Genomic DNA, 12,622 nt, shown 5'->3' on the forward strand with positions numbered 1-12,622 from the left:
GAGGATGACACCGATGACCGTGATGGATACCCCCGGCATTGCCACAGCTACCACCACGGGTTGGACGCAGGCGTGCCGACTCGACTACCTGATTCCCGGCCGCGGCGTCGCGGTGTTGCTGAAAGGTGGCCGCCAGGCCGCTCTGTTCCTGATGACCGACGGCACGCTCGCCGCCGTCGGCAATATCGATCCGATCGGCCGCGCGGCAGTGATGTCGCGCGGGATCGTCGGTGACCGCGCCGGTATTCCGGTTGTGGCCTCGCCGCTGCTGAAGCAGGCGTTCTCGCTCCTGGACGGGCACTGCCTGGACGACGATTCGGCGACGCTGCCGGTTTACGCGGTGCGCGTCGAGGACGGCATCGTTTCGGTTTCCAATGAGCCGGTCGATGCCGGGCTCGTCGCCACGGACGGTGGATAGGCATGACAACTATCGATACGGGCGCCTGTCTGGCCGGTTTCACGGTCGGTGTCACGGCCGCCCGGCGGGCCGATGAGTTCGCCACGCTGCTCACCCGACGGGGCGCCGGTATCGTCGCCGCTCCCGCCATCCGCATCATCCCGCTGGCCGACGACAACGAACTGGAGCGGGTGACCCGCGAGATCGTCGCCGATCCGCCGCAGATCGTGGTGGCCACCACCGGCATCGGCTTCCGCGGCTGGATGGAAGCGGCCGAGGGCTGGGGCATTGCCGAGGATCTGCGGCTGACGCTGTCGTCCACCAGGATGCTGGCGCGTGGGCCGAAGGCCAAGGGCGCCATCCGCGCCGCCGAACTGCGCGAGGAATGGTCGCCCGCGTCGGAATCTTCCGCCGAGGTGCTCGACCACCTGCTCGCCGAGGGCGTGGAGGGTGTGCGGATCGCGGTCCAATTGCACGGCGCGACAACCGAATGGGAGCCGGTCCCCGACTTCTGCGAGGTATTGCGTTGTGCCGGGGCCGATGTCGTCGCGGTGCCGGTATACCGCTGGGTGCCGCCGGATGATCAGGGTCCGATGGACAACCTGATCGAGGCCATCATCACCTCCAGCCTGGACTGCGTGACCTTCACCAGTGCGCCCGCAGTGGCGTCGATGTTGATGCGCGCCAAGGAGACCGGGCTGCTCGAGGGTGTGCTGCACGCGCTGCGCGGACGGGTGCTGCCCGCCTGCGTCGGACCGATCACCGCGGCTCCGCTGGAGGAGCTGGGTGTGGCGACCTCGATGCCGGGACGGGCGCGCCTCGGTGCGCTGGCTCGGCACGTCGCCGAGGAATTGCCGCGGCGCGCCAATCGAATTCAGGCCGCCGGACACACCATCAGCGTGCGCGGTGCGTGCGTCGTGGTCGACGGTTCGGTGCGTCAGCTCGCGCCCGCGCCGATGGCACTGATGCGATCGCTGGCGCGGCAGCCCGGCCGGGTGGTTTCCCGGGAGGATCTGCTCGCCGCGCTGCCCGGCGGCGGTGACGACACCCACGCCGTGGAGACCGCGATCGCGCGGCTGCGCGCCGGGCTCGGCACGCCGAAAGCCATTCAGACCGTAGTCAAGCGGGGCTACCGACTGGCGCTGGACGCCGCGGATTGCGCCGATGACTTTCCGCGCACCGTCGCCAACGGCCGTGCGCCGGTAGCGGGCATCGGCACCCCGGCGCGGGCGCCGAGGTACGCACAGCCTGCGGGGAGCTGGTGACGGCTCCGGCCCTGGTCCTGGTCGCACACGGCACCAGGAGTACCAGGGGTGTGCAGATGATCGCCGCGCTCGCCGAGGCGGTGACCCGAGAGCTCGGGGTGGGTGAGTACGGCGTCGCGATTTCGGGGCGCGACGCCGATACTTCCGCCGCTCCGGTTTGTGAACGTCCCGCTGTTGCTCACGGGCTGGAGACCACCGAGAACCCCTGGGTGCGTACCGCTTTCGTGGACGTGCTCGGTCCATCTCCGTCCGAGGTGCTGCGTGATCTCACCGACGCCCAAGGGGAATCGGTTCCCGCCGTAGTGGTCCCGGCCTTCCTCGCCTCCGGATACCACGTCTATCAGGACGTGCCGCGCGAGGTGACCGAGAGCGGTCACCCCGAGGTCGCGGTCACCCCCGCGATGGGACCGGACCCGGCATTGGCCCGAATCATGGCCATGCGGCTGCGTGCCGCAGGCTGGCGTCCCGGTGACGCGGTGGTCTTCGCGGCAGCCGGATCCTCGGATGCCCGTGCGCGCCAGGATGTTCGGCGCGCGGCAGGCATGCTGGCCGAACATCTCGGTGTGCCGGTTCGCATCGGCTATGTCGCCACCGGAGCCCCGCGCATCCCGGAAGTCGTTGCCGAACTTCGTGATTCGGGTGCGCGGCGCGTCTTCATCGCCTCGTATCTGCTGGCCCACGGTCTGTTCCAGCAGCGCTTGCACGATGCTGGAGCCGATGGTGTTGCCGAGCCGATCGGTGTTCACCCTGCGGTCGTCCGTCTGATCGCCGACCGATACCGTGCCGCCGCCCGGGAACTGATGCGGGCCAACACGTTCCCTGTGCAAATCAGAGGAGCGTAGCGCAGTACGGGCGCTGGTACTGGGACCAGTAGGCGGCTCGAGCTGGTCTGTTTACCGGGAATGCAGCCGGTCGACGAAAAACGCGATGATATCGTCACGTGCCTGGGCGGTAGGTTCACCGGCGGCGTCGATGAGGTGGGCAGTGACGACGCTGTGGGCGCACCCGACATGCTGTTCGAAGAACGGTGGTGGCGCCGGGTTTGCCGCCGATGCGGGTAGCACCCGTGGCTCGAAGCGCGGGCCGAGGGCTGCCGCGTAGGCGGCGAAACGTTGCGCGGTGCAGAAGCGGTCGCCTTCGAATCGGTAGGCGCGCACGACGAGGTCCTCACGGTCGATGCGTTCGCGGACCGCCGACAGCTCCGTGGCCGAAATCTCCAGCGCGCCAGGATCGTCCAACGGCAGGGAGGGCTGACATAGTACGGGCGCCAGCACTGCTGGTTCGAGCATCATGGTGAGTGCGAAGTTCCCCGTGAAGCACATGCCGAGCGCGCCCACACCGCGACCGCCACATTCACGGTGCGCGATGACGGCCAGCGCCCGCAGCCATCGGGTGACGGGACTGGACCGGCCGGCTCCGAACGCTCGGAATTCGGCGCTGACGCATGCGCGTTTGAAAACTGTCGCACCGTGGTCGGCATGCGGATAGGCGCCGTCCCGGCCGAACAGCGACGGCAGGTAGACCGTGAGCCCCGCATCACGGACCCACCTGGCGAATCGCGCCACGTCCGGGCTGATGCCTGGCATCTCCGCCATCACGATGACCGCCGGCCCGTCGCCGCCGACGTACACGGTGCGGGTCGTACCGTCGAACGTGACCGGTCGGCGGGTGAAGTCGTCGAGGGGATCATCGCATGGAACTTCCGAGAAAGAATTCTGCACAGTGGAAACGATGCCGGAGGCTATGCGGCATCACCATTGACCTATTTGCCACTATTCGGTCTATTCTTGCCACGTGATTACCCACCTCGCGCTGGACGGGGTGCTCGAGGGTGCGCTCGGTATCGGGATCGACATCGTTGACACCGCCGCCGCGGTCGCCGGTCGGACGCCGCCGCGGCTGCTCTTTCAACGCGTCGTGTCATTGGACGGAGAACCTGTTCGATCGGGCAGCGGACGATTGATCTCGGTATCGACCGGGGTTCCGATGAGCCCCAAAGAATTCGGTCCCGACGACGTATTGGTGATCGCGGGTCCTTCCGCGGCGGACGAAGGTCGCATCGATCAACTTCTGATCCGACCCGACACGCTACGAGCGGTGGAGCTGATTCGGCATGCGGCTGCCGGCGGTGCGACGGTGGCCGCATCGTGCTCGGCCACCTTCGTCCTCGCCGCCTCGGGGCTCCTGTCGGGACGGCAAGCAACGACGACCTGGTGGCTGGCACCGCTGCTCTCTCGACGCTTCCCGGACGTCGAAGTACAAGCCGACCGCATGGTCATCGAGAGTGGAAAAGTTCTCACCGCGGGCGCCGCCTTCGCCCACGCCGACCTCATGCTGGCGTTGGTTGCCCGCCTACAAGGCGCGGAACTCGCCCACCGTGTCGCTCGCTACCTCGTGCTCGACGCCCGCATGTCGCAGTCGCGCTATATGGTGCTGGAGCACCTACGGTCCACCGACCCTACCGTGCGCGCCGTCGAACGGTATGTCACCGCCAATCTCGACCGCCAGCTGACCCTGACCGAACTGGCCTGTGCCGCATCGGTTTCCGAGCGAACTCTCGCGCGACGCATCCGTGCGCGCCTCGGCATATCGCCCATGGAGTTTGTCCACCGCCTCCGCGTCCGCCACGCGGCCACCCTCCTCGCCGCCACCCGGGACCCCGTCGACGCCATCGCCGCCGCCGTCGGTTACGCCGATCCGGCCGCGTTCCGCCGCATCTACCGCAGGCATACGGGCGAGGCCCCCAGCTCCACCCGAACCCGATCCGGAGCACCCCAAACGAGCAGCGGAATCTGAATATTCAGATTGATTCATCCGAACCGCCATGGCGTCATGCGGATTTGCGAGACAACCGTATCCTCCGCCAACCACGTCGGATCGAACTGATGATGTGCCATCGAGAGTTGGTTGGCTGATGCCGGATTGCGGGATCAGCCCGTCGATGACGGAGTGCGGGTGAAGGAGGCGCGGTAGGCGCTCGGGGGTAGGCCGACGTGGCGGATCATGTGTTGGCGCAGGGATTCCGCGGAGCCGATGCCGCTGTGGCGGGCCACCTGGTCCATGGGCAGGGTGGTGGATTCGAGGAGTTCGCGGGCGCGCTGAATGCGTTGGTGCAGTAGCCATTTCTGTGGGCTGAGGCCGGTTTCCTCGTGGAAGCGGCGGGTGAGGGTGCGCACGCTGGTGCGGGCGTGGGTGGCCAGATCGTCCAGGGATAGGGGAGTGTCGAGGCGTTCCAGGGCCCAGGTGCGGGTGGCCGAGAGGGTGCGGCCGTTCTCCGGCGGCAGTGGTGAGTCGACGAATTGGGCTTGGCCGCCGGGGCGTACCGGTGTCACCACAGCGGCGCGGGCCGCCGCATTGGCGACCGTCGCACCGTAGTCGGTGCGAATCAGGTGCAGGCACAGGTCGATTCCGGCAGCGGCACCGGCGGCCGTGGTCACCGGTCCGTCCTCGATGAACAGTGCGTCGGTGCGAACGGTCACCTCGGGAAACATCTCGGCGAGTTCGTCGGCCAGACCCCAGTGTGTGGTCGCGGTGCGCCCGAACAGCAGCCCGGCCTGGGCCAATACGAATGCGCCACTGCAGATCGAGGTGACGCGCTTGCCTTGATCGACGGCCCGGCGCAGTGCCGCGATGGTGGCCGCGTCCGCGGTCCCTCGACTGCCGGTGCTCGGCACGATGACGGTATCCGCTTCGTCGAGCGCATCCAGTCCGCGCGGCACCACCACATCGAAACCGCCCAGCGCACCCGGAACAATGCCGGGTTCGGCGGTGCACACCACCATCCGGTAACACGGCTCGCCGTCCACCGTCACCGAACCGAGCATGGTTCCGGGCATGGCGAGTTCGAAGGGCTTCACCGGCGCGACGGCGACAACGGCCACGGTCTTCATGGCTGGATCCTGGGGATAGATGGCTAACCGGCCACTAGTGTAGCGCTCCCGCACCGGGCAATGTTGACGGCACGCGATCGGCAGATTGCCTCGATTGCGTGAATCATCTTGTCTCAGAAGGGAAGTCGCATGCCTTCGCATGTCATCATCGGCCGGGGCGCCACCGCCTCGGCAACCGCGGTCCGGTTGGCCGAATCCGGCGACCGGGTGCGGATGGTCAGTCGCAGCGGGACCGGCCCGCAGCATCCCGATATCGAGCTGATCGCAACCGATGCGGTGGACGCGACCGCGCTCACCGAGCTCGTCAAGGGCGCGGACACCGTATTCAATACCGCGATGCCGGCCTATCACACCTGGCCGGAGGCGGTACCGCCACTGTTCGGAGCCATACTGTCGGCCGCGGAGCAGTCCGGTGCGAATTACGTGATGCTCGGCAATCTGTACGGCTACGGCCCGGTGGACGGTGCGGTCGCCGACGACACACCGCTGGCTGCCACCGGCCCCAAGGGGCGAGTGCGCGCGCGGATGTGGCTCGATGCCAAGGCGGCGCACGATGCGGGCCGGGTGCGGGTCACCGAGGTCAGGGCGGGCCAATTCCTCGGCCGCGGTGCGGTATCGCTGTTCTCGCTGCTGGTGCAGCCGAAAGTGGTTGCGGGCCAACTGGCTCTGGTTCCGCAGGATTTGGATCTGCCACACTCCTACACCGCGATCGGTGACGCGGCCGCCGCGCTCGTCGCGGTCGCACGCAGTGAAAACGCTTGGGGGCGTGCCTGGCTCGCCCCGACCATCACCAGCACCGTGCGTGCGGCCGCCGAGCGCTTCGCCGCGACAGCGGATGCCCCGAAGCCCCGGCTCGAGGTGATGACGGACCGCGAACTGACCCTGCTCGGCCACACGGACCCGTTCTGGGCCGAATTGTTCGAGACCTACCACATGTCGCATCGTGAGTTCACCGTCGACGACACCACCACCCGGGACACCTTCGGACTCACCGCGAGCAACCTCGACGGTGTCTTCGCGGAGGTGGTTTCGCCGTCCTGATCGGGCACACGACGGCGGTCGGCGGCGACATTCCGGAGTGCGTTGAATGACGCGGGCTCCGGAGCCTTGTTGTTCAGCCGTCAGTCTTCGTAGTGTGAACCGACTTGTACCACAACGATTTCGGTGTCCGTCACGTAGTAGATCAACCGATGCTCTTGGGTAATTCGCCGTGACCAGTGCCCAGCAAGGTGGTGGCGTAGCGGCTCGGGTTTGCCGATCCCCTCGAACGGGTCGCGGAGTGTGGCGTCGATGATTTTGTTCGCGCCTTTCAGCACGGCCCGGTTGGTGGTCAGCCAGTCCGTGTAGGACTTCCAGCCTTGCGCGGTGAACGTGAGTTTCCGGTCGGCCATAGGCTCAGTCCTGGCCGGGGTCGATGAGCGCGTGTGCCTCGGTGCGTCCTGCGCGGGCATCCTCGGCGGACTGGAGTAGCTTCACGCCGCCATGGGTGCGCAGAACGTATAGCGTTTCCATGAGCGAGTTGTAATCGCTTTCGGCCATGAGTACGGCGTTCTCGCCGCTCTTGGACACGACGGTCACAGTATCGTGGTCGTCGTTGACCTGCTGCACCAGTCCGAACAGATTCTGGCGCACGGTCGATATGGGTAGTGCTTTGGTCATCTCTCGCACCTCACACGATAGTCGTACGACTTATTGTACGTGCGCCGACGCGTCTCCTGTAAGGGCGCGACGTTCTGGGTGGGGTGAGTGGATGGGCGGCGGTGCGGACCGGGCGATTCCGTGGCGGTAACCCTACCGCGCTCACTCGAATCCGTGCTGGTGCGCTGGGCTGTCGCCCGAGCGGAGCTCGCCAACTACTGAGTGCGCGGGCTCTGCACACCGCACCCCTTGTCGTAGCCGGGCACCCTGTGTGCTGGGTGCCCGGCTATCAGACGGGGTGCCCCCCGGTCTCAGGCGTTGTCGTACGCGTCCTGCAGAACCTTGATATCGAGCTTGGACATGGACCGCAGCGTCGCGGCGGTGGCGGCGGTCTTGGTGGGGTTCGCACCGTGCATGAGGGTGAGCAGGGTCGCCGGGACGACCTGCCAGGACAGGCCGTAGCGGTCGGTGAGCCAGCCGCACGGCCCGGGTTCACCGCCATCGATCAGGGCGTCCCACAGGCGATCGACCTCGGCCTGGGTATCCACGATCACCTGGATCGATGCGGCATCCGTGAACGGATGCCCGGGACCGCCGTTCATCAGGATGTACGGGTGACCGTCGAGTTCGATCGAGACGATGAACGCCGAGCCATCGGGGTGTCGATTGACATCCACGATGCGAGAGTTGGGAATCAGCGCGGTGTAGCGGGTGGCGGCTTCCTCGGCGTCGTTGTCGAACCAGAGGAAAGTGTTGACCGACATGGTGGGCTCCCTGGGTAGGTTATGACCTGCTGTCACCCTTCGGTCGGAGCTGTCCCGACGTCTTCGACATATCTCCGCGAAATTTCTGAAGAAATTTTTCGTGCAGGTCAGACGCTCGCGACGGCGATGAAGCGGTCGGGAGTGATCGTGATCAGCACCCGCGCGCGCTCCACCTCACCCAGTACCGGCCCGCTGCCGTACTTCTCCCAGATGCGCTGGGTCCACACACCATCCGCATCGATGGTCAGTTCGGCATCTCCGATCACCCGCACCTGCCGATTCGGTCGCTGCCCGCCGTCCCGCGAGCCCACCACTTCCCGATCGATTACCAACCCGACCCGCGGATTCGCCAGAATCCGCCGCAAATGCGGCCGCCCCGCCCAACTGGTCAGCCGGAATGCCTGCTGATCCCACAGAAACCACATCGGTGTGACATGCGGATATCCGGCCGCGTCGATGGTGGCCAGGTGCGCGACGATATCGCTGGCCAGCAACCCGGCAATCTCGGCTCGACGTAACGCCCGCATCCAGAACCCCTCGATTCGAACTTATGTTCGAGTCTACCTTGCGGTTGGGGATACGGGCCATTCGATTCAGTGCTCTCGGTAGTAGTCGGCGAGGGTGTGGAATGCGGCCTTCGGTTCCCATGGCAGGTCCGGATAGGTGTCGCCCTGTCGGTTTTCGAAGACTTTGACGATGCCGTAACTTGCCAGGTCCAGGTCGTCGCGCGGGGCGCCGTCGGGGCGGTGTGGGTGGTCGTGCAGGGCGAGGGTGAAGACGAAGGTGCTGTCCACGCCCTTGGTATCGAAGATCTCCAGTAGCTCGCGGATGTAAGCGGCCTGGCCTGCCTCGTCGCGGCGGTAGTCGCCGTTCACGCGCAGTGGCGCGCCGGTATCCGGATCGTGTTCGACGATCTCCAGGCCGAGTGCGCCGCGATCGCCCGCGCCGTGGAAGGTGGCCGCGCCGAACTCCGTGATCGCGAGCGGCTTGCCTTGGGCGACAAGGGTTCCGACGCCATCGGCGAACCGGTCGGCGATCTCGGCGGACCGATACAGATCTACCGAGGCAATGTCGAAGGGCTCCCAGTCCACGCGTTCGAGCGGCACCGCGGCATAGGTGATTTTGCCTCCGAAATGTTCCCGGACCACCGCGACCGCCTTGCCGAGGAATTCATTGACCCGCGCGCTGACCTCGCCGATCTGCTCGCGCGGCCGATCCGGTCGCAGCAGTAGCTCGAGCCGCTCGTCGATATCGCGGCCGGGCAGGAATCCGTGGTTCATCAGGCTCAGTTCCGCGCCGGTCACGAAGACAACCTCGGCTCCATGCTGTCTCAGCCGTTCCGCGCGCTCGGCGCAGTCGGCGAACAGCGCGAGCGCGTCCTCGGGTTCGAGCTCCAGCGGATAGGGCGAGAACCAGACCTCGAGGCCGAGTTCGGCGGCGTAGGTCGCGGCGAGCTCGATCCGATCCGGATCGCCGCCCATTACGCGTATTGCGTTGCAGTGCAGGTCATCTCGGATGATGCGGAGCTCCCGCTCGACCTCCGTCGCGTCGAACGGCTGCCGGGACAGCCCGCCTTTTCCGAGGAAGCCGGTGCTGTAACTGATGCCTTTTGCGCGCATGGTGCATTCCTTCGATCGAACAAAATTAAGGTACTTCACGTACCTTAACTCCTCAGTGCACAGGCGTCACGCTCTTGTTGGAAGGTACGATGAGTTTCGATTGGCGAAAGGTGGCAGGCGTGGAACAACCCGGGCGAACGCGGCGGCGTGGTCCAGCGCTCGAGGAGGCGATCCTGCGCGCTGCCGCAGATGAGCTGACCGAATCCGGATACGCCGGACTGACCATGGACAGAGTCGCGATCCGCGCGGGCACCAATAAGAACGCCATCTACCGCCGCTGGCCGAATCGCCTCGCACTCGGCGTCGCCGCCTACCGGCAGCTGACGACCGCCGTTCAGCCCCCCGATACCGGCAACCTGCGCGAGGACGTACTCGAGATGCTCCGCCGCGCCAACCGACACTGGAGCTCACCCCTCGGTGGGGTCATGCGCGACTTATTGGCAGCGGCCGGTGGCGCGGCGGAACTGCTCGCGCAGCTACCCGAGCACTCCACGGACTCCGGTGCCGCCACCTGGCTGACCATTCTCGGCCGTGCGGTCGCCCGCGGTGAGGCCGCACCCGAGGCGCTACATCCACGGGTCGCCACGGTGGCAATCGTCTTGTTGCGCAACGAATTCGTGCTGCGCGGGGTCCCCACCGCACCCGATGAGGTGGTGATCGAAATCGTCGACGAGGTGTACCTGCCGCTGGTGCGGCAGCGGACGCCGGGCTGACTACGCGCAGTCGGGGGCGTCGGCGTCTTCGAAGAGCGGCTTACCGGTGGGCGGCGCGTAGACGACGTCGAGGACGAGCGGGTCGGGGCCGAGATTGCGGCCGATGTGCACGTTCCAGGCGCCCTCGGGTTCGTAGATGAAATCGCCGGTGTGGAAGACCGGGGCCACGCAGTCGGGGCCCGGATGAGTGAGGGTGCCCGAGCGGACGAAGCCGAAGACCGGACCGTAGTGATAGTGCCAGCCGGTGGAACCGCCTGGCGCGATGGCGATTTCGCGGACGACGAGATCGGTGCCCGCGACGAACGGGAGAAGGCCCGCGGGAATCTGCGCTTGGGCGAGGGTGACCGCGGTGATGTCGGTACCGGGCGTCGCATGTGCGGTCGCGGCACCGAATACGGAACCGCCCAGGACGACCGCCACGGCCGCCGCACGCGTAAATGACGTCATCGCCGCAGCCTAGTCCGGAAGGCGCCGCCGAAAAAGGGGTGAGATCGCCACTGCCGCTGGGGCATTCGTTCGTTTTGGGCGATTTGCGAAGCTATTGAGTCGCGCGGACCAGAGTTCACTGATTGTTCGTGCCTGGGAAGCGGTGTCGAGTTGCGTGATGCGATGGGGCCGTAGAGCATCGGTGCCGTGCCGTCGAATCCGATGAACCCCGCTGGCGATCTTCCGGATACCGGAATTCCCGCTGCCAACGCCGCCCATATGACCATGGACGAGCAGCACGAGTGGCATCGGAACTACCTACGTCGGCACCCGGTCTCCCGGCGCAATGTGCTGCGCGGTGCCGCGGCGGCCGCCGCGGTCGCGGCCATCGGCACCTCACCGTTCGGCAGGCGCGCCTACGCCGAGGATGCGCAGCTCGCGGTCGGCGGTCGACGTGTCGGATACGGAGCGGATGCGACGAGTCAGCTCCGGTTCGCCGGTCAGCTCTCCCGGCCACCGGCCGGTACCAAGGTCTTCCTGGACCACGGCCCGACGCCGGCGCTCGGCGGCACCATCGAGGCCGAGGTTCGTAATCTGCTGACCCAGGTCCCCTCCGCCGACGGCGGTGTCCTGGCGGCCGAACAGTTCTACGTGCACGCCCCCGTCGACGGACTACCCGGACGTGTGCCGCATTTCTATCGTTGGCGCACCTCCGACGGCTTCACCGGCGATATCCGTGCCGCCGCACCCGCGATGCCGAGCGCGCGTAGCGCGATCCTGCCGTTCCGGTTCACGATGATGGGCGATCAGGGCACCGACGAGACTCCGGCGCTGCCGCAGGGCACCGTGCCCGGCGACTACGACGATAAGTACTACAAGGCCGATAACGATCCGAACGCGCCGCACGCGAGCAATGTGCTGCGCCAAATCGCGGCCGCCAAACCGGATTTCCACATTCTCGCCGGTGATATCGCCTATGCCGACCCGTCCGGCGGGGGCAAGCCGAACGAATTCGTCGCCAGCGGCGCGAAGCTCGAATCCGGGTTCGACAAGTACAACCCCTACGTGTGGGATGTCTACTTCGGGGCCATCGAACGCAGTGCCGCCGAGACGCCGTGGATGTTCGCCACCGGCAACCACGATATGGAAGCGACCTACGGCCAGCACGGCTACGGCGGACATCTGGCGCGGCTGGACTTCCCCGGCAACGGCCCCGCGGGCTGCCCGTCGGCGTATTCGTTCACCTATGGCAATGTCGCGGTACTCTCGCTCGACGCCAATGACGTCAGCTATGAGATCAAGGCCAATACCGGGTATTCCGGTGGGGCGCAGACGAGTTGGGTGGAGCGTACTCTCGCCGCCTACCGCGCGGACCCGAATATCGACTTCCTGGTGTGCTTCTTCCACCACTGCGCGTACTCGACCACCGACGCCCATGCCAGCGACGGCGGCGTGCGCGATGCGTGGGCCGGATTGTTCGACCGGTATCAGGTGGATCTGGTGCTGCAGGGCCACAATCACGTCTACGAACGCACGGATCCGATCCGCGCCGGCGCCGCGACCAGGATCGCCGCGGACAATTCGATCGTCTACCCGGATACGGACGGCACGGTCTACTACACCGTCGGCGGTGGTGGCCGCCCACGCTACGACTTCCAACCCGGTTCGCAGGAAACGTTCCGCGGCCACGAATTACCGGACACGACGGTCCCGAACAGCTATGTGTGGACCGCGTCCGGCGGCAAACAGGACGAAGCGGCTTCCTGGTCGCGAGTGCGGTTCCGCAACTACTCGTTCCTGCGCGTCGATGTCCGCCCCGGCATCTTCGCCAGCGAAATGGATGTGGTCGCGGTGGACGAATACGGTCGGGAATTCGACAAACTCACCTTCCGCCGCCTGGTCCACTGAGC

15 protein-coding genes are annotated in these 12,622 nt (G+C 66.5%); 7 read left to right on the plus strand and 8 right to left on the minus strand.

The window, feature by feature from the left end; all coding sequences use genetic code 11:
• The first annotated feature begins 13 nt into the window (after nt 1–13).
• From nirD to ACQPZ2_RS09685, 3 genes are read left to right on the plus strand one after another with little or no spacing between them, the layout of a single operon-like run.
• Nucleotides 14–418, plus strand: coding sequence for a nitrite reductase small subunit NirD (nirD, locus tag ACQPZ2_RS09675; protein WP_433525228.1), 405 nt, complete (start codon nt 14–16; stop codon nt 416–418).
• 2 nt (nt 419–420) lie between these two features.
• Nucleotides 421–1,662 carry a uroporphyrinogen-III synthase gene (locus ACQPZ2_RS09680; RefSeq protein ID WP_433525229.1) on the plus strand — a complete coding sequence of 414 codons (1,242 nt, stop codon included), beginning with the start codon at nt 421–423 and terminating at the stop codon, nt 1,660–1,662.
• On the plus strand, nt 1,659–2,504 hold the full coding sequence (locus ACQPZ2_RS09685) for a sirohydrochlorin chelatase (protein WP_433525230.1): 846 nt from the start codon (nt 1,659–1,661) through the stop codon (nt 2,502–2,504). Before ACQPZ2_RS09680 ends, ACQPZ2_RS09685 begins: the two co-directional genes overlap by 4 nt.
• A 51-nt stretch (nt 2,505–2,555) precedes the next feature.
• Here the strand turns inward: ACQPZ2_RS09685 and ACQPZ2_RS09690 are convergent, their stop codons facing one another.
• Nucleotides 2,556–3,383, minus strand: coding sequence for a dienelactone hydrolase family protein (locus ACQPZ2_RS09690; RefSeq protein WP_433525231.1), 828 nt, complete (start codon nt 3,381–3,383; stop codon nt 2,556–2,558).
• 73 nt (nt 3,384–3,456) lie between these two features.
• On the opposite strand from ACQPZ2_RS09690, the gene ACQPZ2_RS09695 reads away from it, so the two are divergent.
• The gene (locus ACQPZ2_RS09695) at nt 3,457–4,458 is read left to right on the plus strand and encodes a GlxA family transcriptional regulator (protein ID WP_433525232.1); all 1,002 of its coding nucleotides are present in this window, start codon (nt 3,457–3,459) and stop codon (nt 4,456–4,458) included.
• A gap of 134 nt (nt 4,459–4,592) precedes the next feature.
• Here the strand turns inward: ACQPZ2_RS09695 and ACQPZ2_RS09700 are convergent, their stop codons facing one another.
• Nucleotides 4,593–5,552 (minus strand): GlxA family transcriptional regulator, encoded by a 960-nt coding sequence (locus ACQPZ2_RS09700; RefSeq protein WP_433525233.1) that lies wholly within the window; start codon nt 5,550–5,552, stop codon nt 4,593–4,595.
• A 129-nt stretch (nt 5,553–5,681) separates the two neighbouring features.
• Here ACQPZ2_RS09700 and ACQPZ2_RS09705 point away from each other — a divergent pair, with 129 nt between their 5' ends.
• The gene (locus ACQPZ2_RS09705) at nt 5,682–6,593 is read left to right on the plus strand and encodes an NAD-dependent epimerase/dehydratase family protein (protein ID WP_433525234.1); all 912 of its coding nucleotides are present in this window, start codon (nt 5,682–5,684) and stop codon (nt 6,591–6,593) included.
• Nucleotides 6,594–6,673: 80 nt separating this feature from the next.
• On the opposite strand, the gene ACQPZ2_RS09710 is transcribed toward ACQPZ2_RS09705, so the two are convergent.
• The 5 genes from ACQPZ2_RS09710 to ACQPZ2_RS09730 form a co-directional block, all read right to left on the minus strand.
• Entirely contained in the window at nt 6,674–6,943 is a 270-nt protein-coding gene (locus ACQPZ2_RS09710) for a Txe/YoeB family addiction module toxin (protein ID WP_433525235.1), read from the minus strand.
• A gap of 4 nt (nt 6,944–6,947) precedes the next feature.
• On the minus strand, nt 6,948–7,211 hold the full coding sequence (locus ACQPZ2_RS09715) for a type II toxin-antitoxin system Phd/YefM family antitoxin (protein ID WP_433525236.1): 264 nt from the start codon (nt 7,209–7,211) through the stop codon (nt 6,948–6,950).
• Between the two features lie 290 nt (nt 7,212–7,501).
• On the minus strand, nt 7,502–7,954 hold the full coding sequence (locus ACQPZ2_RS09720) for a VOC family protein (protein WP_433525237.1): 453 nt from the start codon (nt 7,952–7,954) through the stop codon (nt 7,502–7,504).
• 107 nt (nt 7,955–8,061) lie between these two features.
• Complete coding sequence (locus ACQPZ2_RS09725; protein WP_433525238.1) at nt 8,062–8,481, minus strand: pyridoxamine 5'-phosphate oxidase family protein; 420 nt, start codon at nt 8,479–8,481, stop codon at nt 8,062–8,064.
• Between the two features lie 66 nt (nt 8,482–8,547).
• Nucleotides 8,548–9,573, minus strand: coding sequence for a hypothetical protein (locus tag ACQPZ2_RS09730; RefSeq protein WP_433525239.1), 1,026 nt, complete (start codon nt 9,571–9,573; stop codon nt 8,548–8,550).
• Nucleotides 9,574–9,692: 119 nt separating this feature from the next.
• Here ACQPZ2_RS09730 and ACQPZ2_RS09735 point away from each other — a divergent pair, with 119 nt between their 5' ends.
• On the plus strand, nt 9,693–10,286 hold the full coding sequence (locus ACQPZ2_RS09735) for a TetR/AcrR family transcriptional regulator (protein ID WP_433525240.1): 594 nt from the start codon (nt 9,693–9,695) through the stop codon (nt 10,284–10,286).
• Here ACQPZ2_RS09735 and ACQPZ2_RS09740 read toward each other — a convergent pair whose 3' ends face one another.
• The gene (locus ACQPZ2_RS09740; protein ID WP_433525241.1) at nt 10,287–10,733 is read right to left on the minus strand and encodes a cupin domain-containing protein; all 447 of its coding nucleotides are present in this window, start codon (nt 10,731–10,733) and stop codon (nt 10,287–10,289) included.
• Between the two features lie 186 nt (nt 10,734–10,919).
• Here ACQPZ2_RS09740 and ACQPZ2_RS09745 point away from each other — a divergent pair, with 186 nt between their 5' ends.
• Nucleotides 10,920–12,620, plus strand: a complete 1,701-nt coding sequence (locus ACQPZ2_RS09745) for a metallophosphoesterase (RefSeq protein WP_433525242.1) — start codon at nt 10,920–10,922, stop codon at nt 12,618–12,620.
• Nucleotides 12,621–12,622: the final 2 nt, after the last annotated feature.

It is taken from the genome of Nocardia pseudovaccinii (assembly GCF_050942345.1).
GTDB lineage: Bacteria > Actinomycetota > Actinomycetes > Mycobacteriales > Mycobacteriaceae > Nocardia > Nocardia pseudovaccinii.